At 42.3% G+C, this 23,154-nt stretch carries 21 protein-coding genes and 1 pseudogene; 13 read left to right on the top strand and 9 right to left on the bottom strand.

The annotated features are described in order from the left end of the window. Window positions 1-16: 16 nt before the first annotated feature. Window positions 17-454, bottom strand: a complete 438-nt coding sequence (locus vsple_RS15245) for a DUF3069 domain-containing protein (RefSeq protein WP_150869563.1) — start codon at window positions 452-454, stop codon at window positions 17-19. A 131-nt stretch (window positions 455-585) separates the two neighbouring features. Here vsple_RS15245 and vsple_RS15240 point away from each other — a divergent pair, with 131 nt between their 5' ends. Then, on the top strand, window positions 586-1,557 hold the full coding sequence (locus tag vsple_RS15240; protein ID WP_261883722.1) for a diguanylate cyclase response regulator: 972 nt from the start codon (window positions 586-588) through the stop codon (window positions 1,555-1,557). Window positions 1,558-1,697: 140 nt separating this feature from the next. Then, the gene (locus vsple_RS15235; protein ID WP_420833811.1) at window positions 1,698-2,669 is read left to right on the top strand and encodes a Solitary outer membrane autotransporter beta-barrel domain; all 972 of its coding nucleotides are present in this window, start codon (window positions 1,698-1,700) and stop codon (window positions 2,667-2,669) included. 19 nt (window positions 2,670-2,688) lie between these two features. On the opposite strand, the gene vsple_RS15230 is transcribed toward vsple_RS15235, so the two are convergent. Then, window positions 2,689-3,933 carry a GGDEF domain-containing protein gene (locus vsple_RS15230; RefSeq protein ID WP_261883721.1) on the bottom strand — a complete coding sequence of 415 codons (1,245 nt, stop codon included), beginning with the start codon at window positions 3,931-3,933 and terminating at the stop codon, window positions 2,689-2,691. Between the two features lie 232 nt (window positions 3,934-4,165). Between vsple_RS15230 and vsple_RS15225 the strand changes: the two genes are divergently transcribed. The 9 genes from vsple_RS15225 (at window position 4,166) to vsple_RS15185 (ending at window position 12,648) form a co-directional block, all read left to right on the top strand. Further along, window positions 4,166-4,528 (top strand): late competence development ComFB family protein, encoded by a 363-nt coding sequence (locus vsple_RS15225; RefSeq protein ID WP_255232757.1) that lies wholly within the window; start codon window positions 4,166-4,168, stop codon window positions 4,526-4,528. A gap of 50 nt (window positions 4,529-4,578) precedes the next feature. Beyond that, on the top strand, window positions 4,579-4,860 hold the full coding sequence (locus tag vsple_RS15220) for an HlyU family transcriptional regulator (RefSeq protein WP_255232758.1): 282 nt from the start codon (window positions 4,579-4,581) through the stop codon (window positions 4,858-4,860). A gap of 301 nt (window positions 4,861-5,161) precedes the next feature. Next, window positions 5,162-6,709, top strand: coding sequence for a Re/Si-specific NAD(P)(+) transhydrogenase subunit alpha (gene pntA / locus vsple_RS15215; protein WP_261883720.1), 1,548 nt, complete (start codon window positions 5,162-5,164; stop codon window positions 6,707-6,709). A 12-nt stretch (window positions 6,710-6,721) separates the two neighbouring features. Further along, window positions 6,722-8,101 carry a Re/Si-specific NAD(P)(+) transhydrogenase subunit beta gene (gene pntB, locus vsple_RS15210; RefSeq protein WP_261883719.1) on the top strand — a complete coding sequence of 460 codons (1,380 nt, stop codon included), beginning with the start codon at window positions 6,722-6,724 and terminating at the stop codon, window positions 8,099-8,101. A gap of 176 nt (window positions 8,102-8,277) precedes the next feature. Further along, window positions 8,278-9,732, top strand: coding sequence for a sensor histidine kinase VxrA (gene vxrA / locus vsple_RS15205; RefSeq protein WP_255232761.1), 1,455 nt, complete (start codon window positions 8,278-8,280; stop codon window positions 9,730-9,732). Further along, the gene (gene vxrB, locus vsple_RS15200; RefSeq protein WP_255232762.1) at window positions 9,707-10,366 is read left to right on the top strand and encodes a response regulator transcription factor VxrB; all 660 of its coding nucleotides are present in this window, start codon (window positions 9,707-9,709) and stop codon (window positions 10,364-10,366) included. Before vxrA ends, vxrB begins: the two co-directional genes overlap by 26 nt. Window positions 10,367-10,368: 2 nt before the next feature. Beyond that, complete coding sequence (locus tag vsple_RS15195; protein WP_261883718.1) at window positions 10,369-11,256, top strand: DUF2861 family protein; 888 nt, start codon at window positions 10,369-10,371, stop codon at window positions 11,254-11,256. A gap of 51 nt (window positions 11,257-11,307) precedes the next feature. Then, the gene (locus tag vsple_RS15190) at window positions 11,308-12,456 is read left to right on the top strand and encodes a conjugal transfer protein TraF (protein WP_261883717.1); all 1,149 of its coding nucleotides are present in this window, start codon (window positions 11,308-11,310) and stop codon (window positions 12,454-12,456) included. Window positions 12,457-12,498: 42 nt separating this feature from the next. Then, on the top strand, window positions 12,499-12,648 hold the full coding sequence (locus vsple_RS15185) for a YoaH family protein (RefSeq protein WP_255232765.1): 150 nt from the start codon (window positions 12,499-12,501) through the stop codon (window positions 12,646-12,648). A gap of 728 nt (window positions 12,649-13,376) precedes the next feature. Here the strand turns inward: vsple_RS15185 and vsple_RS15180 are convergent. The 4 genes and pseudogenes from vsple_RS15180 to vsple_RS15165 form a co-directional block, all read right to left on the bottom strand. Beyond that, a pseudogene (locus vsple_RS15180) lies at window positions 13,377-13,880 on the bottom strand (helix-turn-helix domain-containing protein); the annotation flags it as partial. 163 nt (window positions 13,881-14,043) lie between these two features. Continuing rightward, a complete protein-coding gene (locus vsple_RS15175) occupies window positions 14,044-15,396 on the bottom strand; it encodes an ISNCY family transposase (RefSeq protein WP_261883140.1) in 1,353 nt (450 codons plus the stop codon). A 315-nt stretch (window positions 15,397-15,711) separates the two neighbouring features. Further along, window positions 15,712-16,023, bottom strand: coding sequence for a stress response translation initiation inhibitor YciH (yciH, locus tag vsple_RS15170; RefSeq protein WP_032552543.1), 312 nt, complete (start codon window positions 16,021-16,023; stop codon window positions 15,712-15,714). Window positions 16,024-16,029: 6 nt separating this feature from the next. Continuing rightward, window positions 16,030-16,404, bottom strand: coding sequence for a DUF3319 domain-containing protein (locus vsple_RS15165; RefSeq protein WP_255232766.1), 375 nt, complete (start codon window positions 16,402-16,404; stop codon window positions 16,030-16,032). 100 nt (window positions 16,405-16,504) lie between these two features. On the opposite strand from vsple_RS15165, the gene vsple_RS15160 reads away from it, so the two are divergent. Beyond that, the gene (locus vsple_RS15160; RefSeq protein WP_261883716.1) at window positions 16,505-17,476 is read left to right on the top strand and encodes a tyrosine-type recombinase/integrase; all 972 of its coding nucleotides are present in this window, start codon (window positions 16,505-16,507) and stop codon (window positions 17,474-17,476) included. Between the two features lie 23 nt (window positions 17,477-17,499). On the opposite strand, the gene vsple_RS15155 is transcribed toward vsple_RS15160, so the two are convergent. After that, window positions 17,500-18,495: a D-alanine--D-alanine ligase gene (locus vsple_RS15155; RefSeq protein WP_261883715.1), complete on the bottom strand. Its 996-nt coding sequence runs from the start codon at window positions 18,493-18,495 to the stop codon at window positions 17,500-17,502. Between the two features lie 172 nt (window positions 18,496-18,667). After that, window positions 18,668-19,237 (bottom strand): SPOR domain-containing protein, encoded by a 570-nt coding sequence (locus vsple_RS15150; protein ID WP_261883714.1) that lies wholly within the window; start codon window positions 19,235-19,237, stop codon window positions 18,668-18,670. 216 nt (window positions 19,238-19,453) lie between these two features. Here vsple_RS15150 and vsple_RS15145 point away from each other — a divergent pair, with 216 nt between their 5' ends. Then, the gene (locus tag vsple_RS15145) at window positions 19,454-22,138 is read left to right on the top strand and encodes a bifunctional acetate--CoA ligase family protein/GNAT family N-acetyltransferase (RefSeq protein WP_255232770.1); all 2,685 of its coding nucleotides are present in this window, start codon (window positions 19,454-19,456) and stop codon (window positions 22,136-22,138) included. A 37-nt stretch (window positions 22,139-22,175) separates the two neighbouring features. On the opposite strand, the gene vsple_RS15140 is transcribed toward vsple_RS15145, so the two are convergent. Next, window positions 22,176-23,063 carry a LysR family transcriptional regulator gene (locus tag vsple_RS15140; RefSeq protein ID WP_261883713.1) on the bottom strand — a complete coding sequence of 296 codons (888 nt, stop codon included), beginning with the start codon at window positions 23,061-23,063 and terminating at the stop codon, window positions 22,176-22,178. Window positions 23,064-23,154 lie beyond the last annotated feature (91 nt).

Genomic DNA, 23,154 nt, shown 5'->3' with positions numbered 1-23,154 from the left:
GATTACCTTGAACTCACTACTTAGTGAAAACTTCTTTAAAGTCACGCTTCAAGATTGCATCACGGCGAGCTTTCTTAATCTGTTTAACCATATCTTTCACACAATTGTGAAGGACTTGGTCAAGAAGTTGAGCGCGGTATTCCTCTTTCTCTTCGTCAGTCATGCCTTCTGGCAGTTTAAGAGTTGGGAACTCTTCCATAACATTAATACCAGCGAATGACTGGCTTACGGAGATTAGAGCGTGGAATTGTTCGAAGTTGTCTAGCACGTTTTGTGCGCTTGCTGGAAGGCTATCCCAAGCTTCGCGTACTGCTTCTTCAGACACTTCGTGAATAGAAGTAACCATGTTGTGCATCTCTTTTGGCACTTCATCGAATTCGATAACTTGACGTAACTCCGGAGAGATAGTGGTTAGATCGATTTCTTGCTGTTCGTTGTTTGTAGCGTCTGACATAGTATTTCTCTTTAAAAAGAAACAATGCTAAAAAGATCTGTAAAAAAGTCAATAAAATATAGAGACGACCGCATGAATTAACGCCGGTTTTAGGCTATTTTCATAGTTCAACACAATACAAAGGTGAAATAATGGCAGGAATGGGATCATCAATGCGTATATTGCTTGTAGATGACGTGCAATTAGATCGAATGCAGCTTGCAATTCGCCTTAAGCAGACAGGCCACGAAGTTGAAGCGGTAGGCAGCGGCAAAGAAGCTTTAGAAATTTACTCCCAATTTGATCCCGAACTGGTGCTGCTCGATATTAGTATGCCGGATATGGACGGCTTTGAAGTTGCGAGGGAAATCCGGCGTCAATTTCCTGATTGGATTCCAATCATCTTCTTAAGTGGTCATGATGAGCCAGAAATGATAGCTAAGGCGATCGATGCTGGTGGAGATGATTATCTAATAAAGCCCGTAAATAAAGTGGTTTTAAATTCCAAACTGACAGCGATGCAGCGTATTGCCGTGATGAGGCGAGAGTTGAAGCAGAGCACTGCTAAGTTAGAGGAACTGAACCTACTGCTTAAACAACAAGCGAACGAAGATGGTTTAACCAAGCTGTACAATCGTCGTTATATGGATACTAAGCTCGAAGAGAGCATTGCATGGCATGGGCGTAGACAAGCTCACATGACCCTCATTCTACTCGATGTCGATTTCTTCAAACCTTACAACGACAATTATGGTCATATACAAGGTGATAATTGTCTTCAAGCCTTGGCTAGCACTCTAAAAAAGCTGTTTGTCCGTGCTGGTGAATATGTCGGGCGTTATGGTGGGGAAGAGTTTATTCTGATACTCAGTGATACAGACAGAAACTTTGCGGAGCAGCAAGCTCAACGGATTCAGGCGGCGTTAGAGAAGATAAATCTCAAACACGAACACTCTAAAGTGTCAGATAGGGTTACGGTGTCACAGGGTGTGTTGACGTTTATTCCAACAGGAGAGGAATCAATGGAGGGGAGTTATCGAGCGGTGGACAATGCGCTGTACCTTGCAAAAGAAGGTGGTCGAAACACCTATGTATTGTGTGACAATGTGGGCATTAATCGATAATACTTATCTATGTATGCAGTGAAAATTATGTTTTCGATAGAAAATATCAGCGGAGTACGGTGATAGTCTAGTGACAAAGTCGGCTGCCGTTTCTACTGGCAGTAGCTGTTTGTAATGAGTAGAAATAAAGGATTTTCTTTTTGGATCTTCGATATTTAGCTATTGTGCTTTTTATTCCATCGATGGCTTGTGCTATGAGTTTGAAGGATGCTGTTCGGAAAGATCTCGAACAAAACTTTGCCACAAGTGTACTCCTCAGTGATTCCGACGTATTCACATTCGGTTTTCATAACTTCGATCCCAACAAGGTTCTGAAAATCGATAATGATAATTTAGGCACAACTGAGTCCATCAGCCGTCGTAAAGACATTGCCGCTCTCAGTTTACCTTACACAATTGAGCTGCCGTCCTACATTGAAGATAATCGGCAAGAACTGACCTTACGCTTGTCGGCTCTTGGTATTGACCAAGATATAGAGCTACCATCAGGGCGTGTCCCTGATTCCTTGAGCGAATATATTATTTCTGGTTATATGGAGTTCGCTAACGTAAACCAATTGGATGAGCATTGGAGCGTCAACACGGCCATTGGTAATCACATCTCCTATTATCGAAACGACTATACCTATCAAAGCGGTATACTCGATCCATTTCGTAGTATATTGGATGGCTTCATCGTTAATACTGACGCTTGGGCCTATATTATTGAACCCAATATAAAGCTTACCTATCAAGATTTACATGACTGGGGGCGAATCAAGTTAAGTACGAGTTGGCATTATTTTTACGGGTATGGTTGGGGCGAAGCCAATGACGGTGATGTAGGCAAACCAGAAGGGTGGTATCTTGCTAATGAAATCAAGGTTTTTTACGATTTGATATCTTGGCGTGACAATGTCACATCAATGTACTCTAGCCTGCGTAGAATCGATGTTGGTGGCGATACATCAACGCCACTAGGCACACATTCCTACTATGAAGCTAGTCTAGGGTGGTTATTGGATCCAGACTTACTCAATGATTGGGTAGATAACGTAGGGATAGGGTTTACTATCAACTATGGAAGTTCTCTTAAAGGTGGAAGCTTGGTTCTTTTCTTCAACCAAGATTAAAAACAGTGCCGTCGATTGTCTATCCGTTGCTGATGGACAATCGATTACGGCCAGATTTCTTGGCCTCATACAGAGCATTATCTGCGAGTTTCATCACTTCCTCTGGCTTTTTAGTTGTCTTGCTATCAGCCAAGCCAATACTTACCGTCACGTTTACAATTTTAGACTTTACTGAGCCTTGACCACGGTTTTTGCTACCAGCTTCGTCGCAATCAGGACGAGCTTGGTTGTCACGAATCCTTATGTCGTAAGCTTCTATATCTTTTATCAATTCATTCAGATAGGTCTGGACGTGTTTTGCCTGTTTACGTTTGTAGATAATGGTAAATTCTTCACCACCATACCGATAAATGCGTGGATGACCAGAAGCTAACTTAAGTCGGCTGGCAACTAGCTTGAGTACCTCATCCCCAATATCATGGCCATAGGTATCGTTAAAAGACTTGAAGTGATCGATGTCGAGCATAGCCAGAGAAAACTTCCGTCCCAAGTGTTTCATATCACTCTCTAGTGCGTGACGACCGGGGATGTTAGTTAATTGGTCATTGAAAGCCAGCGCGTGACTGGCTGACATCATGTAGATAATGATAAGTATGCCAGACAAGGAAAAGAGGGTGCTTGAAATGTACCTAACATCAAAAAACACAAAGGTAGCACTCGCCATTATAATGGAACTGTAGACCACGACATCAATTGGACGGTTGTACATCAAAACTAAAATTGCAGTGAGGCCTGTTAAGCAAAAGCTATACATAACCAGTATCAAAGGAATTTTTGATATCGCCGGGAAGGTAAATAGGATTCCCTCACTCCAAGATTCAAATCCACCATCGTAAAAATGGCTAATAATCAACTGTGACCAAGCTATAAACAGCGCAATCGCTGCGAGATAGAAACTGGTTGTACGTAATGAAAGAGCTGTATTTGGGAACGCATAAACTAATAGACACGACACGGGAAGTAGTGTCGTGAGTAAAGAGAGCTCCAGTAATGTTGTCCCTGTATTAATCGGAGTTTGAAGGCGGGTCTGAATCACAGCGTAGGCTATCAACATCGCTACTGATACCATTGCCATGCGTCCTTGTTTAAAGGTGAAGCATAAGAGACCCGCTACCGACAATAGAATGTATGGGAGATTGTTGGCAAAGCCACGATTAGATTCCACGATTAAGATGATGTTATTCATACCGACGAACAGTATGCAGAGTAAAAATATAGGGAAGCTAAAACGAAACAAACTCGACGTTACAAACGAAGATGACATTGATGTGGAGTGCCTGACTAAACTGATGATTCTATAACTAAAGTAATTAAGTAGGATACGGCTTAAATTCCAATTGCCAAGCTTTTTACCCAAATTTCGACAAAAACATAGTGATGAGTTATGAATAATGCAATAAGGTTAATATGTTGGTTGTTGATATTATTGGTATAACAAACTAAATGTTAAGTAGGATTAACCGATTTCCCGAATGTAAATCATGGAGAGAGAAGATATGCAGATCAGTGTTGACGTCCACAACTATATGGAAACACTTGTTGGCCAGGTGCTAACAACCGAGGAGTACGTTTCGAGTTATTCTCAGGAGCAGTTGGCGGATCTTGCGTGCTTGGCATTAGGACAGTTAAAGCCGATATACATCCGCTACGATATTGATTTTTTAGCGGCGTTACCCGAGGAAAAGTTGGTTCTGTACAAAAGAAATAGTGAAGTTGCGGTCAAAAATGCGGAAGCGATGATATTAGATGACCGCAGAAAAAATCGCTCTCAAGATATTCCAATTATCTTCTCACATCACAATTTTGATGATGATGTTGAGCTCGATTGGTATGAAAAGCCACTGTTGAAGAACAACTAGTCGTGGTACGTTAGGTGGGTCCTTGGTTGTTCAATTAGGAGTATTAAAACGTGGGATTTTTCTCAAAGCTATTTGGAAGTAAACAGAAAACCGAACAAGCCGCAGTTGTCGAACCTGTGGAATATAAAGGCTTCAATATCTATCAAGAAGCACTGGCCGAATCCGGACAATACAGAGTTGCTGGGCGTATCGAGAAAGAAATCGATGGTGAAGTTCAATCGCATCGATTTATTCGCTCGGACGTTGTTTCAAACAAAGACGACGCCAATGAACTGATGCTGAAAAAATCTCAAATGTTTATCGATCAAATGGGCGATAACATTTTTAGCTAGCCAATTGGGGTTAGACTTGATGTTGGTCATAATTTTAAGAGCCTTCAGTGTATATGCTGAAGGCTCTTTTTAGTTTAAAAGGAAAAAGAGCAGCTAGATAGTTGTTATTTAAGGGATTAATTTTAAGTGGTTTGACCTCTTAACCTAATATGGTTGTCTTTTAGCCCTTCAAAATCGATGAAATTACATCCAATCCGTTATAAGTAATAACTTTTTCTGTTCTTTGAACAAAACGCTTGAAGTATTAGTTGTCGTTAGATACAAACGAATAAGTCATTGTGCCAATAGTCAAGGAATAGCTATGCAAATTGGTGTACCAAAAGAAACCCTCGCAGGTGAAACGCGAGTCGCTGCTTCTCCAAAATCGGTAGAACAGCTTTTAAAGTTAGGATTTGAAGTTTATGTTGAAACACAAGCAGGCGCTTTAGCAAGTTTTGACGACTCAGCTTATGAAGAAGCTGGTGCTAAAGTGGTCTCTGCTGAACAAGCTTGGGAATCCGATATTATCCTTAAAGTCAACGCACCTATTGTTGACGAAAACCTCAACGAAATTGCACTAATCAAAGAAGGGGCGAGCCTGATCAGTTTTATCTGGCCTGCTCAAAACCCAGAATTGATGGAGCAGTTGTCTAGTAAGAATATCAATGTAATGGCAATGGACTCTGTTCCACGTATTTCGCGTGCTCAGGCGTTGGATGCATTGAGTTCAATGGCGAATATTGCGGGTTATCGTGCGGTCGTTGAGGCTGCTCATGAGTTTGGTCGCTTCTTTACAGGCCAAATTACGGCGGCAGGTAAAGTACCACCGGCTAAAGTACTGGTCGCAGGTGCGGGTGTTGCTGGTCTTGCTGCTATTGGTGCTGCTGGTAGTTTAGGTGCTATTGTGCGCTCATTCGACGTTCGTCCAGAAGTAAAAGAACAAGTCGAGTCAATGGGCGCTGAATTCTTAGAAGTGGATTTCCAAGAAGACACTGGCGCTGGCGATGGTTATGCAAAAGAGATGTCTGATGAGTTCAATAAGAAAGCAGAAGAGCTCTATGCTGCACAAGCGAAAGACGTTGATATTATTATTACAACGGCACTGATCCCTGGTCGTCCGGCACCAAAATTGATCACCAAAGAGATGGTCGATAGCATGAAACCGGGTAGTGTGATTGTTGACCTTGCTGCGGCTAATGGTGGTAACTGTGAATATACGGTTGCAGACCAAGTTATCACAACGGCAAATGGCGTAAAAGTTGTGGGTTATACCGATATGGTTGGTCGTCTTCCAACGCAATCGTCTCAGCTTTACGCGACTAACTTAGTTAACCTTCTGAAGCTTCTTTGCAAAGAAAAAGACGGCAATATCAATATCGATTTCGATGATGTTGTTCTACGTGGTGTGACCGTAGTTAAAGAGGGTGAAGTGACGTGGCCTGCGCCTCCGATTCAGGTTTCTGCTCAGCCTCAACAGGCGAAACCTCAAGCTGCACCAGCTCAACTAAAAGTTGAAGAGCCAAAATCCCCAGCGAAGAAAATTGCAGGAATGGCGATAGCTGTTGGTGCTTTTGCATGGATAGCTTCTGTTGCTCCCGCTGCGTTCCTATCGCATTTCACCGTATTTGTACTGGCTTGTATTGTGGGTTACTACGTGGTTTGGAATGTTAGCCACTCTCTTCACACGCCACTGATGTCGGTGACAAATGCGATTTCAGGCATCATCGTTGTTGGTGCATTACTTCAAATCGGTCAGGGCAGTGGGGTTGTTACCTTCTTGTCGTTTATCGCCGTGTTAATTGCAAGCATCAACATATTTGGTGGCTTTACCGTTACCAAACGTATGCTTGAAATGTTCCGTAAAGACTAAGGAGTATAACGGATGTCTGAAGGATTAGTACAAGCAGCATACATCATCGCTGCTGTGTTCTTTATCATGAGTCTTGCTGGGCTTTCTAAGCAAGAATCGGCTCGTGCCGGTAACTACTACGGTATTACTGGTATGGCAATCGCTCTGTTTGCAACGATCTTTGGCCCTTACTCTGAAGGTCTGGTATGGATCATTATTGCAATGGTGATCGGTGGTGGTATCGGTATCCACTACGCGAAAAAAGTCGAAATGACTGAGATGCCAGAGCTGGTTGCGATCCTACATAGCTTTGTAGGTATGGCTGCAGTATTGGTTGGCTACAACAGCTACATCGACGCGCCAGAGGCTGCAACGCAAGCTGAGCATGTGATTCATCTTGTGGAAGTTTTTCTGGGTGTGTTTATCGGTGCTGTAACATTTACGGGCTCAATTGTCGCATTTGGTAAGCTGCGCGGCATTATTTCATCGTCAGCACTAAATATTCCTCATAAGCACAAATGGAACCTTGCAGCGATCGTTGTATCAACATTGTTGATGATCATGTTCGTTAAAGCTGACGGCAGCATGTTCGCTCTGATTGTAATGACGTTGATCGCATTCGCATTCGGTTACCATCTGGTTGCTTCTATCGGTGGTGCAGATATGCCGGTAGTGGTTTCGATGCTTAACTCTTACTCAGGTTGGGCTGCTGCCGCAGCTGGTTTCATGCTAGCAAACGACCTGTTGATCGTAACAGGTGCTCTAGTAGGTTCGTCAGGTGCAATTCTGTCTTACATCATGTGTAAGGCGATGAACCGCTCATTCGTTAGTGTTATCGCTGGTGGCTTTGGTCAAGAGGTTACGGTATCTGGTGATGCTGAAGAGCAGGGCGAACACAGAGAAGCGTCGGCTGAAGAAGTCGCTGAAATGTTGAAAGGTTCTAAGTCTGTCATCATCACTCCTGGATACGGCATGGCCGTAGCGCAAGCTCAGTACCCAGTGCATGAAATCACTGAAAAGCTTCGTGCCCAAGGTGTTGAAGTGAGATTTGGTATCCACCCTGTAGCGGGTAGGTTACCGGGTCACATGAACGTATTGCTCGCAGAGGCTAAAGTACCGTATGACATAGTTCTAGAAATGGACGAGATCAACGACGACTTTACTGAGACAGATACCGTTCTAGTTATTGGTGCAAACGACACAGTGAATCCTGCAGCGTTAGAAGATCCAAATAGCCCAATCGCAGGCATGCCTGTACTTGAGGTTTGGAATGCGCAAAATGTTATTGTGTTCAAGCGTTCTATGAACACCGGTTACGCAGGTGTACAGAACCCATTGTTCTTCAAAGACAATACACAAATGTTGTTTGGTGATGCGAAAGAGAGTTGTCTAGGCATTCTAGAGCATTTATAAGAAACCATTAGATAATAAGGGGCTCAATTGAGTCCCTTTTTTTGGTTAAGACTTTTACATTGGTACGAGTTTTTACTCTGTCTATTGCATCAATTTCCGGAATACTAAGGTAAAAATTTATCTTTGATCACGAATGGTATATATTTGATTTATCTGTATGAATTAACGCTTTGCTTGTGACGATTAAACAAACATTATCATTTATTACATTAAGCTTTTTCGTTTCAGCAACGGCTTTCGCTGATTCGTTGCCTGAGCGTATTGATCACTTTACTGATTTATTTGTTCATGAAACGGCGATCGAATCCTATGACATTCGCGTGCTACAAGCCGATTACCCAACCAGCTTAATCATGCCGTCAGATATGCTACCTCAAACAGCGAAGTACCCGTTGAGGGATATTCAAAGGCTTTACCAATTATCAAAAACGTGTAGTGGAAAATTACCACTTAGTCCTCTTATCACCGAGCCTTTGGTATTTACGCGAGCTATGTGTAAAGGTACTGAGCTGTCAGAGAGATGGTTTAGTCGTAGTGGTTTGATTCATCCCGGAGGCGGTTCATACGCTGCGCGCTATGTAGAGCAGTACCCTGAAAAGTTTGAATCATTAAAGCGATTCATGCACATTCAAGAGCGACCAAATGAAGATCATGATGAGCTTTTGACTCGCCTAAAGAACATGAATAGCGAAGCAATTACGGCATTGTTGGCTGGCGCGAGCATGTTTGTGGAGCTCGATGAGCTTTGGCTTAAACGTGGTGATCGATATTATTTGTATCAGAAACCGGTTTGGACTGAGAATGCGCAAATAGCTGGGCTTTCATATCGCCTATCCGACGAAGATAACAGCTGTTTTGTTCAGCGAGGTAACATCTGTTGGGAGATAGAGGATCACTCAGAGCTTCTACAGATAGCAATGATCATTCTAGTGGTTGCCAACATTCTACTGGTTATTGGATGGTCTATCTATCGCTGGAATGTACGCAAACAAGAGATGAAGAGTCGTATGTTAGTCTTGCAGATTCTAACCCACGAACTACGAACGCCTATTGCGAGCTTGTCTCTGACGGTCGAAGGTTTTAGGAGAGAGTTTGAACACCTTCCTGAAACGGTATATGACGAATTTAGAAGACTGTGTGAAGATACACGTCGATTGAGACAGCTTGCCGAAGCGAGTAAAGATTACCTACAGTCTGACAATCAACCTCTCGCCACAGAGTGGGTGCCGAGCGTGCAAGAGTGGTTGGAATTTAAAATTGAAGAAGAGTTTGGCCCTGACATTAAACTTGTCATAAACCAAGATATCGCTGCGAAAGTAAACGTATATTGGTTAGGAACTTGTATCGATAACTTAATCAGAAACGCGGTTAAGTACGGAGTTCCACCAGTTACACTTGATCTTACGACTTCTGACAAGAAGCTGACATTCAAAGTGATAGATAATGGAGACTTGACCCGCAAAGACTGGGGGCAGTTACGAAAACCGTTTGTGAGTAAAAGCGGTCTTGGTTTAGGTCTAACAATAGTTGAATCTATGGTTGGGAAAATGGGTGGACACATGACGCTTATCGGCCCCCCGACAACATTTATTTTGGAGATACCTTGTGAAACAGACATTGCTTCTCGTTGAAGATGATAAAAACTTAGCTGATGGCCTTCTAGTTAGCTTAGAGCAAGCTGGATATGAATGTTTGCATGCAGAGCGCATCTCTGAAGTTGAAGGCTACTGGGAACAGGCCGATCTGGTTATCCTAGACCGTCAACTTCCTGATGGTGACTCGGTAGACTCTCTGCCGGGTTGGAAAAAGAAGAAAGATATCCCAGTTATTCTGTTAACAGCACTTGTTACGGTAAAAGACAAAGTGGCTGGTTTAGATTCAGGCGCGAATGATTATCTGACAAAACCTTTCGCAGAAGCCGAGTTATTTGCGCGTATACGAGCACAGTTACGCTTACCGGATGCAGAAGAACAAGACAGCTCTAAAGTTGTCGCACAAGATCTAATGATCGACAAAGCGACGCGTGAAGTTTTCTTTAAAGATCAAGAAGTAACACTGACCCGTACGGAGTTTGATTTACTGCTGTTTTTAGCTAGCAATCTAGGACGTGTATTCACGCGTGATGAATTGCTTGATCACGTGTGGGGATACAATCACTTCCCAACAACTCGAACTGTTGATACGCACGTACTTCAGCTTCGTCAGAAACTACCGGGCTTAGAAATTGAAACTCTACGTGGCGTTGGCTACAAGATGAAAGCGTAACAATGAAACGAAAAGCACTTCCACTACTGCTTGTGGCACTGACCAGTCTCCCTAGCTCGGCAACTGAGTGGTTTACTGATAGTAATGCACTTACACAGGTACATAAGCATATTTTAAATGACGACCTTACCTTGATGTTTGAGTCATTGGTGGAAGTGTGGCAAAGCAATACCTCTAAGATACAAGAGAAGCACCTTAACGAACTATTCAATCAGGCGTTAAATAAAGACTGTGGCAAGACGTTAACTAAGACTACTCTGCCTGATTGGATAAGTTCAGTTGTTATTAAGCGACACATGATTCAAAGCCCTGGACGAGATACATTTCGTTTGGTGATTGATTTGGAGTCTAATGAAAACATCCAAAACATATCACTAGACAAGTGGGTGGATAAGACACTGTCTTCTGATAGCGAAATGACGAAGAGCCCTAAGGTCATTGAGAGCAGTGGTGCTTATCTATACAACAAACGCTACAACTTATCGTCACCAGTACAGTCTGGGCTATACCGCTTAAGCGTAAAAGTTGAAGATGGCGTAACCTGGAGTACTTGGATCATCTTTGGTGAGGTAAAGCTTAAACAGCAAGTACGCTGGGCATCTAAAGATTCCTGGCGCATCGACAAAAAAGAGCTTCTAAATCCCTATTGTCCGTTACCACGTCTAGAAGTCGGGCTCTATGATTATGTCGACGAACAGTATGAACGTGTGTGGGGTAAAAGCTACGAGTCAGACTATCCAATGCAACTTAAGGAACAGGATATACCAAGTGATCGCTACGTTCTGGCCGTATCAATGGCACACGCGCGATGGCAAGGTGATATAACCATCGAACAGACACAAACGATAAGTAAAACGTATGATATTTCTAGCGAGGAAGAGTTAAAGTAAATTACAATCATGCCGATAACAATGTAAAGGACTTAACAAAGAACTATCAGCATGAACAAAACGACAAAACTACTCGCAACGTCAATAGCCTTAGCTAGCCTTCCTGCTACTGCAGCAAACTATGCCATCGAAGCTCGCGGAGACGCTATGGGTGGTGTAGGTGTTGTATCAGCTAACTTCTTAACAGCCCCATTTTATAATCCCGCGTTAGTTGCTATTTATCGTCGTAATGATGATTTTGGTATGATTACTCCGAGTTTCGGTGGTAATTATAACGATCCTGACGATATGAAATCGAATATCGATGCGGTATTAGATGCGACAACGAGCACAGAAGTGACAAATGCATTAAATAAACTCGACGGGAATCAAGCAAATGTCGACCTGGGTGGTGTTGTTGCTTTCGCAATTCCAAATCAGTTTGTTGCAGCGAACGCTTTTGCCAAGGCATACACTGAGAGTTTCGCTACACCAAATGTCTACAATGATGCGACAGCTACGGATCAACAAAAACTTGAACTGACAGCAGTCGAAGCTGTGTCTATAGGCGTCACTGAAATTGGCTTGTCTTTGGCTAAGTACCAAACTTTTATGGGACAACACCTTTCATTCGGTGTCACTCCAAAGATACAGCGTATCTATACTTATAATTACGTCGCGACAATCAATGACTACGACCTATCAGATGTACGAGAAAATGGTGCAGGCGAGACCGCTTTTAACATTGATGCGGGCGCACTTTGGTTCTTTGGTCCGTTTAGGGTTGGCTTCTCAGCAACAAATTTAATTTCACGTGACATTGTAACTAAAGATACTACTAGAACATTAACAAGTGGTGGTCGAAGCAATGATGTTGGTGGTCAATATTCTTATAAGCTTGAACCTGTTTACACCGTAGGTGCAGGCATAGTTGCTGACTACTTTACACTAAGTGTTGATTACGATATCAACGAAGCAAAAAAATTCACGAGTTTTGATGATAACGAACAGATGATTCGTGTCGGTACTGAAGTGGACATTTTACGTCAACTGAAGCTGAGAGGAGGGTATTATAAGAACCTAGCTTACTCTGGCTCAGAAGGTACGATTACAGCAGGTATCGGACTATCTCCTCTAAATCTATTCCAGCTTGATATTAGTGCTAACTACACCAACGAAAACGCGATGGGCGCTTCTATTAATTTCCTTGCTAGTTACTAGTTGTGTCGATATAGTTCAGCTCCAAAGAAAAAGGAGCTGAACATGTTAGACGACTTACCAACACTGACTCACGAAGAACAACAAGCTGCTGTTGAGAGAATTCAAGAACTCATGACCAAGGGCGTTAGTACAGCGGAAGCTATCAAAATCGTAGCTCAACAAATTCGAGAAGAATCAGAAACTAAAGAGTAGGGCATTGAGCCCTTCTTTTTTTAGCTATTAACGCACTATAACTAAATGGTTTCTAGCTAGTTCGACAATACGTTACCCTCATAAATATCAACAATATCCTGCCAAACTCTCCCGTATCGCGCTAATTATCAATGTCTTATCGCAGAACAAATCACTGGCAGAATCTGCCCGCTAAAGATGCGATGTAAGAAAATTACATTTCACGATTAAGGGCTCCATGTCATGGTCATGGTTCAAATTGTTTAGCGTCAACTTTAATGTCGGCATGCAAAGGCAGTGTGCTACCAGTGTGTTTTTCTAATTTAACTATTTGTTTTTATTGTATATTGGTATCGTTTTTCATGGTGTCAATTATTCTTACCCTAAATAAAGGGAGGGGTTATTGTTATACCACCTGATTTGGAAAGTCTTTTGGACATGAAATTCTGAACTACTTTAATGGGCAGAATAATAGAAAGTTATCGACCCAATTATTTACTTGATAAGCGTAGTACCGGCCCAGATATAGAACCCTAGCTTTCACTGATATAGACGCCTTTGCGTTACGTTGTGACGTTCATTGGATGGTAAGAACTGTTTACTTTCAGAAAGTTAACAGTGCAGATATAGATGTTCTGCAATTCCAAAGACTAAAAACAACAACACATAGATATCGCTAAATCGACGGATATCATTCAGTCACAACGTAACTTAATGTAGGTTTTCAAAACTTGAGGGTATTGTTCTTCGTGCACAATACGGTGATTTATGAAGACCAGTAGGCAACATTTATCACTGCGACCTTCGAACCAATCATGGTGTGAGCCATCAATCTGAATGAGTTCACCGAGACAGTCCCGTCGATAACGAGGCTGATATACTCGAGGTTTACGCTTGCTATTAGGTACCCATAAACCGTCAGCGATCATCCATTGTCGCAGAGTCTCAAGTGATACCGGGACGTTATGGAGCTCTTGAAGTTTTTCGTGGGCTAGCGTTGGTCCAAAATCAGAATAGTACTGATGAATGAGTTCTAATGCCTGCAGCTTGACGCTTTCATTGACACGATTTGAAGACGGCTTGCCTCGACTTCCATGTGCCAGAGAAGCTGCGCCTTGTTGAATGAAACGAGTAATGAGCCGTTGGAGTTGTCGATAACTTAAATCCAATAACTTTAAAGCATCGCGTCGGCTTCGGTTATGGTGTAAGACATCTTGGATTACCGTCAGTCTTTGTAATTCACGGTCGTTCATAGTAATTAGCATCCTCAAACCTCCAAGGAAATGTAGGACATTTTCACTTGGTAATATTAGGACATTTTCGCTTGGTAATAACAAATCTGTCAATCCCATTTTAAAATGTCTTCTTTTCTCCCAAGTAGAAATGTCCCTTTATGAGCTAAATAGAGTAGGTGAGTTAGGTTTTACTCCTAGAAGCTTTGAAGGTTTCTGGTGTGATGAGAACTGGGTTTATCGCCCTTAGTTGTTCCTGAAGCGCTCTTTGTTGAGCTCTGCGTTGAGGGGCTTTTTTGCTCCTGGTGCGTTTCTGTTGTCGCTCGAATTCTTCTTGCTGCTGTTGAGCAAACTTTAGGACTTGGCCTAATCGCTTGTTGTCGACAATTTGGGTTTGTTGAACATGCTCAAGCTTATCGAAAATTTTGAATGCCAACTTTCTGTGGCCATACACAATCGCAATGTCTCCGTTGGGATAGTCTAAGACTTTGACATGCTCGTGAACTAAGCGAGTATTTTCTTCATTTGGTTCAATGAGATAAACCACTTTGTCATATTGAAATGTCAGAGATTTAGAGAGCTTACGTATTTCCTGCCAACTGAAAATATCATCGAGTTCCTGCGGGGTTTCGCGCACTTTTCGATGCATGTTTTTCGGATACATTGCCGGCTTAGCAAAGCGTCGATTGAAATCAGCAATGAAGTAGGGAAGCCAAGCATTCGCTTCTTCGATAGTGTTGATTCCTTGTAAGCGCATCTCTTTGACGAGTCGGTCTTGTAGCGTCAAGTTTACTCGCTCAACACGACCTTTAGCTTGAGAGCTGTTCGCACATATCAGTTCAATACCTAACTCTTTTAATACTCGGGCATACTGAGTTTGACCGACTTGTTTTTGCTTTTCCTGATTCACCCGAAAAATCGAATGCTTATCACTGTAGAACGCTACGGGTTTGCCGTGTTCATTAAGATATTCTCTCGTTGTTAGCATGTAATCAAAGGCCGATTCGGTTTCGCTGAACCTTAAGTTCATCAGGCGGCCAGTCGCATCATCGATGAAGACCAGTAAACAACATTTGTCAGCGCGTCCTTCAAACCAATCATGGTGAGAGCCATCAATTTGAACGAGCTCGCCTAAACAATCACGTCGGTAGCGAGGTTGGTAAACTTTAGGCTTGCGTTGCGAATGAGGCGTCCATAAACCATCTGCAATCATCCAACTTCGTAAGGTCTCGTTAGATACTGGAAGGCTATGTAACTCAAACAGTTTTTCTCTAGCAAGCGTTGGAGAAAAATCAGAATAGTGATCACGAATCAGTTTTAAAACTGTGTCTCGGTAGTCACTGGGATAGCGGTTATTACTTGGCTTACCTCGAGCTTGGTGAGTCAATCCTACAGCACCGAATTCTCTCAGGCGATTCATAAGCCTTTGAACTTGGCGAACACTCAAACCAAGAATGTCTGCCGCGTCGACTCGTCGGATCCTACGATCGCAAACATCTTGGATTACTTTAAAACGATTGATATCAGAATCATTCATAGTCACTAGCATCTTAAACGCATCCTTAGCTGGTTGTAAGCAAAGCTTAGTGACTACGAGCTAAAGAGACATTTTAACTTTGGTAAATAGTGACATTACAACTTTGCGCCTACACAAATCAGTGCGTATTATCTATCTTATGTTAAATTAGGTTTGTAATTTATAAGGCAGGACTCTGTTGGATGCCCTGCCTTATCTTATTCGCACTCTTAGTGCATGATATGTGAGTTATTTAACCGAAACGCTTATTTACCATAAAATAGCTAATATCTAATGATAATAATCTTCGATTCTTAACTTTAATATTAGCTGTGATTAACCGCCGGCCAATTTAACTTTTAAGCCTTTTTTCTCAAGATGTGCTTTGATTTTATCTCGAGCATCACCTTGAATCTCTATGTTGCCGTCTTTTACTGAGCCGCCACAACCGCAGACTTTTTTAAGTTCCGCAGCCATTAATTTAAGTGGCGCGTCATCTAGGTCTAAACCTGTTACAACTGAAACACCTTTGCCTTTACGACCTTTAGTTTCGCGTTGAATTCGAACAATACCGTCACCCTTGGGACGCTCGACTTTTTCTTCCTCAGGCTTAATACGACCCGTTTCTGTGGAATACACTAAACTCATAGTTTTTTACTTCTTTTGTTGTTGCTGCGCTTTTTGCTTTGCTACCAAGTAAGCTTCGATATGGCGCTGTATAGCAGTTTTCGCCCCTTTAATAAGACGACCGTTAAACATGCAGTACCAGGCGTTAGGCTCACCCGTATCGTTCTTAATTTGATAGCCATTAAAGTTTTCTGCTTGGCCACCTGAACCTGCTCGAGGTTTGTTTAATGAAGTGAACTCTTTTGGATCAATGATAGATGCAGTGTCAATCCACCAATCGATGCTCTTCTTCAAAGCGGTCAAGTTACCTTGAATTGCGTGATTTTTTAATTTTGCACGCCAAATAGTATTCGTCGCATCTGTAGACTGCAGATGAACTCCTCGATAAATCGAATTAGCCATATCTATGAATCATCTTTCTGTTTTCACTACACTAATCATAAGTGTACTATTAATGTTATCAAGCATAATCTAACAAAAACACCTAACTAGGTACGGTAAATTGAGAAAAAAAGTTCCGGTTTTGACCGATCCTTCACAAGTTAATTTCTTTGTTAATAAACTCAATAACGAGGCTTCGCTCGATGTTATAGATGAGTTGACTGATAATCAATATTCTCGAAATTCTTTGTTGGGAATTTTATCGGATTGGAATCGATATTTATCATATTGTCTTAAATATCATATTAATACCTTACCCGCCTCCGTCACGGCTATTCGTAGATTTCTTGAAACAGAGGCTAAAGAACGTAAATTTTCGTCTCTAAAACGTTACACTGCAACTTTGTCATTACTGCATACTGTTTTAGGATTCCCTAACCCAATAAAACACAAGCAAGTAAGATTTACTTTAGTTCAGCTGCAGATTTCGAAATCAGGCGATGCGAAACAGACTAGTGCTTTGACTCATCATCATCTGAAACAGCTCAACAATGCTTTAGCAAAACCCAATGCACCGTTTAAAGACATCCGTGATCTAGCTGTTTACAACGTGATGTTTGAATGCGCGTTAAAACGCTCAGAGCTAAAAAATTTAAAAGTAAGTCATATCTCAATGAAAGACGACACTAGTTGTGTCCATTTAGCGGACTCAACATATCAACTCTCGGAAGTGGCTAATCGCCACCTACAACGTTGGATTGAAATAAGCGACTCATTTGATGACCAGCCTTTGTTCCGTTCCATAGATCGACACGGTCATATCCATAACCAGCCTCTAGACGATTCATCTATCTATAGAATCGTAAGACGCGCTAGCGATCTCCTTGGGTTGACTGGAAGTCTTAGTTTTTCTGGTAACTCTATCCGCGTGGGTGCAACGCAAGAGTTGGCGAAACAAGGAATGACTATCCGAGATATTCAGGATTTTGGCCGTTGGATGAGTCCCGTTATGCCAGCGCAATACTTGGGACAGTTGACTAAATCGGAAGAAGGGAAAATGGTCTTTAAAGAGATCATTCCGTGGCAGTCATAACACTGCCACGGGAAAGTCGTATTTTATTTAAGGCTAGAGCGTACACAGTTTTCAAGAAATGCGCTGAATGCGTGACCGTTGTGCTCGACCATCTTCGGGAACATCGAAATAGGTGTCATACCAGGAAAAGTATTCACCTCATTGAGATAAATTTCATTATCTTCTGTTAGGAAGAAATCGATTCGCGACAGATGACGAAGTTTCATTTGAGTAAATACTTTGCGAGCGTCGTTATCGATCTGCTTTAATTGCTCTTGAGTTAAATTCGTTGCTTCAACTTTCGTCGTTGAATGGCTGTCTGCTCCGTACTTTTCCTCATATGTATAAAATGCACCATTGGGAGCAATTACTTCACCTGGCTTACTAATGTAAAGTTGACCATCCATTTCATAAGCTGCAACCTCTAGCTCGCGAGGTACAACCGCTTTCTCTACTAACACTTGGTCAGAGAAGGTAAATGCTTTGTTCACGGCTTCTTCGAGTTGCTCACTTTCAGTCACTTTATAACAACCCACAGAAGACCCTTGTCTTGCTGCTTTAACAAACACTTTGCCCCACTTCTCAAATGCTTCTTTCGCAGCTGTGTGACTTTGTTCGTTATTGTCTGAAAGGAAAAGATACGGTGTATTCGCAATTCCTAGGGCGTCATACCACAACTTTGATGTGATTTTATTGAAACTGTTATTACTTGCTTCTGAACCACAACCTAAGTACGGGATCTTAGCCATTTCAAACAGAGACTGGATATCACCAGTTTCACCTGGAAAACCATGAATACAAGGTGCAATAAAGTCAATTTTCATTTGCTCTTTTTCGCCACACAGCATTTGGTTATTGATATCTAGGTAAACCAAGTCGCCCGAATCGAGACACCACCCTTCACTTTTGATTTCGACACGTACAACATTGAAATCTTCAATACTGTTAAGCTGTTCGAAAAGATAGCCAGCTGATACTAACGATACTTCATGCTCTGATGAGCCGCCACCGCATAGAAGAAGGATATTTGTGGTGTTCATTATTTTTTCGGTCCTTGAGAACTCGGTTTACTTTCACTCAATGATAAACAAATCGAGTGAGAGTTTCAGTATTTTGAAGGTGAAAGTGTTGATATCAAGCTTAAACGTCTAACTATTGCTCTAATACAACGATAGAAGAAAAGAAGGAGCCTAAGGCTCCCTCTCTAAATGATCAGTTAAGCTTATTCAATGTAGGATATGCTGAGTTCTTGATCTCGTCGATACTTTTAACAAACGGTTTCAAGTTTTGGAAACTCTTTGGAAGCGTTGAGATAGCGTGTTTCGCTTCAGCTTTTGTTGCGTAGTCACCGTAAAGAACCGTGAACCATTTGGTTCCATTCACTACCTTGTAGTTCTCCCAAACAGGTTGGGATGTTGTTGGTAGTTGATTCACAAAAGAATCCACTTTGCTTTGACTGCCCACAGCCACGACTTGAACTGTATAACCAAAACGTTGGTTCATTTGCTGCTTCTTAGAAGGACCTTTCACTGTAGCCACTGGTTTTACGGTTGTTGTCTGAGTAACTTTTTGTTTAACAGGTTCAGTTTTAACAACGTTTACAGTTACGTTTTCTTCGCTAACGCCTGAGCCCATTTGGTCTGATTTGGAAACGACCGGAGCTTCAACTTGCGCAGTTTTGTACTCTTCTTGATAACTTTCTGAAGTCACATCCGTAATGTAGTTTTCGGATACACACGCAGCCAACAGAAGTGGCAGAGTCGCAATTGCAATTTTTTTCATGGAAAGCTCAACGTCCTTAATAAATAACTACTATAAATCATGCCGATAGCTCGGTATAGAATCAAGTTAACTTTAATATTATACACAATTTACGGGTGACCTATTTCACAAACTTAATCGCATATCGCATACATGATCTAATTTCGGTGAAATTCCCATCAACCTGGTTATGAAAAGTACGCTAGGATGATGGTGTGTTTATCTAAAGGAAGTATTATGAACCCACTCGACTCGTTACTGAAACCTCGTTCAATTGCTGTCATCGGAGCGTCAAAGCGAGAGTCTAGAGCTGGCTACATCGTAATGAACAACTTACTTCATGGTGATTTCAAAGGCGCAGTCATGCCAGTGACACCCAAATACGATTCGGTCGCTGGTGTTCTCTCTTATAAAAGTGTTTCACAACTTCCTATTACGCCTGATTTAGCCATTCTCTGTACTCACGCCTCACGCAATATTCAGCTTTTCAAAGATATAGCCAACAAAGGCATTCGTTCGGTGATTGTTCTTTCGTCTGATATGCACCAACTAACGTCAGATGGCACCACAATTGAGTGCGAGTGTTTAAAGATTGCAAAAGAGAATCACATTCGAGTTTTGGGGCCGAACAGCCTGGGAATCATACTTCCTTGGATAAACCTCAATGCATCATTTTCTCCAGTTTCAGCACTCCCTGGAAAAATAGCCTTCGTTTCACAATCTGCAGCTGTGTGTACCACAATTTTAGACTGGGCGAATGACAAAGAAATCGGGTTTTCTGCCTTCATTTCTATAGGCAATGGTGGCGACATCGACTTTTCAGAGTTACTTGATTACCTGAGTACCGATTCTCATACAGAAGCAATCTTGCTTTATATCGATACTATTAAAGATGCACGTCGCTTCATTTCAGCAGCGCGAGCGGCTTCGCGTAACCGAAGAATATTAGTGTTGAAGGGCGGTAGAACCGAGCGCGGACGCGCGGCGGCAATGGCTCATACTGGTGGCACTGATACTCTCGATATTATTTATGATTCAGCAATTCGACGTAGCGGCATGCTGCGCGTTAAGAACATGCATGAATTGTTCGCAGCCGTAGAAACATTGACGCATTCAGTTCCACTTCGAGGTGAACGTCTTGCCATTGTGACAAACGGTGGTGGTCCAGCGATAATGGCAGTTGATACTTTATTCGAACGAGGTGGAAAACTGGCCGAATTGTCGGAAAGTACTTATCAAAAACTCAATCAGCAATTGCCTGAAAGTTGGTCTCACAGCAACCCAATTGACATTGTAGGTGATGCTGGTGAACAACGTTATATCGACGCCATTAATACCCTACTAGACGGAGATGAAGCTGATGCGATTTTGATTATGCATAGCCCTTCAGCCATTGCACATTCGGCGCGAACGGCGGAAAAAATCATTGAAGCGATCAAACGACATCCAAGGCATAAGCATTTCAACATATTGACGAACTGGTCTGGCGAACTTACAGCGAAGCCAGCACGGAAGCTCTTTACCGATGCAGGAATCCCAACCTACCGCACTCCGGAAAGTTCAATTGTTGCGTTCATGCATTTGGTCGAATACAGACGCAACCAGCGACAGCTAATGGAGACCCCAACAACAGCAGAAAAAGTTCACATTGATGATCTGGCGGATGCGAAAAATTGGATAAACACACAACTACTGGATAAAGAAACAGTGGTTCTTGATACTCACCAAAATAGCCAATATTTTAAGCACTTCAACTTAGATGTATTGCCCACTTGGATAGCCTCTGACCCTAGCGAAGCGGTACATATTGCAGAAACAATTGGTTACCCAGTTGCTGTTAAGCTTCGTTCTCCTGACATCCCACATAAATCAGATGTACAAGGCGTCATGTTGAATCTAAGGAATAGCAACGAAGTTGCCAACGCTGCACAAGCGATACTCGATCGCACCCAACTCTCCTACCCAACCGCAAATATCCACGGGTTGTTGATTCAGGGTATGGCAAAGCTTGCCGGCGGACAGGAGCTTAGAATTAAAGTCACCACTGATGAAACATTCGGACCAATCATTTTATTGGGGCAAGGTGGCTCTGAATGGGATGAATCATTAGACGCCGCGGCAGCATTTCCGCCACTCAATATGACACTTGCTCGCTATTTGATTATAAGAGCCATTAAGAGCGAGAAAATTCGTTTACAGAAACTCCCGAACCCTATCGACATTGAAGGGCTATCAGAGCTCTTAGTCCGAATATCTCAAATGGTGGTCGACTGCCCTGAAATAAAGGAACTGGATATACATCCAGTACTGGCTAATGGCGATAAATTTACCATTTTAGATGCAGATATTACGTTAGAGCGTTACGAAGGAGACGCACAAGAAAGGTTGGCGATTCGCCCCTATCCTGTGGAGCTCGAAGAGACTATTACATTAAAAGACGGCTCGACGGCCTTATTAAGGCCTATCCTACCTGAAGATGAGCCAATACACGCCGACTTTATCAGCCGAGTAACTAAAGAGGATCTCTATAAACGCTTCTTTAGTGACGTAGGAGAATTTAATCACGAAGCGCTCGCCAACCTCACTCAAATTGATTTTGATAGAGAGATAGCTTTTGTGGTGATCAGAAAAGAACAAGGCGAACCATGCATCATTGGCGTATCAAGAGCATTGATCAATCCAGAAAACACCGATGCCGAGTTTGCGATATTAATACGCTCTGACTTGAAAGGCGTAGGATTAGGTAAAGTATTGATGAAGAAAATTATCGACTACTGTCAGTCGAAACAAACCAAACAGATCTCTGGGATGACAATGCCGACAAATCGAGGCATGTTAATGCTCGCCAAGAAAATGGGGTTCAAACTGGACATTAGTTTTGAAGATGGCACGGCTGACATGGTATTACCCCTCCAGCCGTAATCGATAAAGTGAGTCAGATGACGTGACATTTTGAATGTTACTTAAGTGGCCAAGTCTTTTTTAGATGTTGAATGCACCAGGACTTGGCATCCCCCATTTTGTTTCGTCGCCATGCGATGACAATATCCATACTCTGCTTTCCCGTGCCTGCAATTTGTTTAATCGCGCCACTCTCAATAAGAGGTTGAGCTACAACTGCTGGCAGTGTTCCAATCCCCAAGCCTGAGGTGATCGCTTCCACCTTTGCAGCAAAGTTGGTCACTGTCATTCTTGGTTGACGCTCAAGGATATTGACACTTATAGCCGGCTTGTCACGGGCAGTATCAGCGATCGCTATTACCCTGTAACTTTCTCTAGCCTTCTGATCGAACTCACCAGCACGCTTGTGTACATAGTGATCCGTTGACGCCACCCACATCATATCAAGCTTACCAATGACCTCACTCTTCATTTCATTCGGTACTGCTTCCATCTTAGGGCAAATCAACAAATCGGCACGATCTTCAATTAAAGACTCCCAACACCCCGCCAGAATTTCCTCTTGCAGTTTCACACGAGTCTTACTGATCTTTCCAAGTTCATCAATGAGTGGAAAAAAATTTGATACCGGTAGAATGCCGTCAAATGCAATAGTCAGGTCTAGCTCCCAACCATTCGCTAGGATACTGGCTTCCTTAACTAACCTCTCTGTCGCACCTAAAATAACTCTGCCTTGCTCTAAAATAAGCTGCCCAGCTTCTGTAAAGTTCGCTCGGTGACCAGAACGATCAAAGATCATGATGTCCAAATCCTGTTCAAGCTTTTGAATTTGATAGCTTAAAGACGACGGTGCTCTATCAAGCTCGTTAGCAGCAGCTGCAAAACTGCCGCGACGACTGATGGCATCTAAAATGTGTAATGCCTCTAAAGTGATTGGACTTTGCAAATTACACCTCTTTTCAGAAAGTGACTCATGTCACATAAAATAAAATTAAACTGAACTATTGATAATTTCAATAACACATCTAATTGCATGT

This window comes from Vibrio pelagius (assembly GCF_024347575.1).
Classification (GTDB): domain Bacteria; phylum Pseudomonadota; class Gammaproteobacteria; order Enterobacterales; family Vibrionaceae; genus Vibrio; species Vibrio pelagius.
The sequence above is the reverse complement of the archived record's forward strand: the minus strand, read 5'-3'. Positions and strand labels throughout refer to the sequence as shown.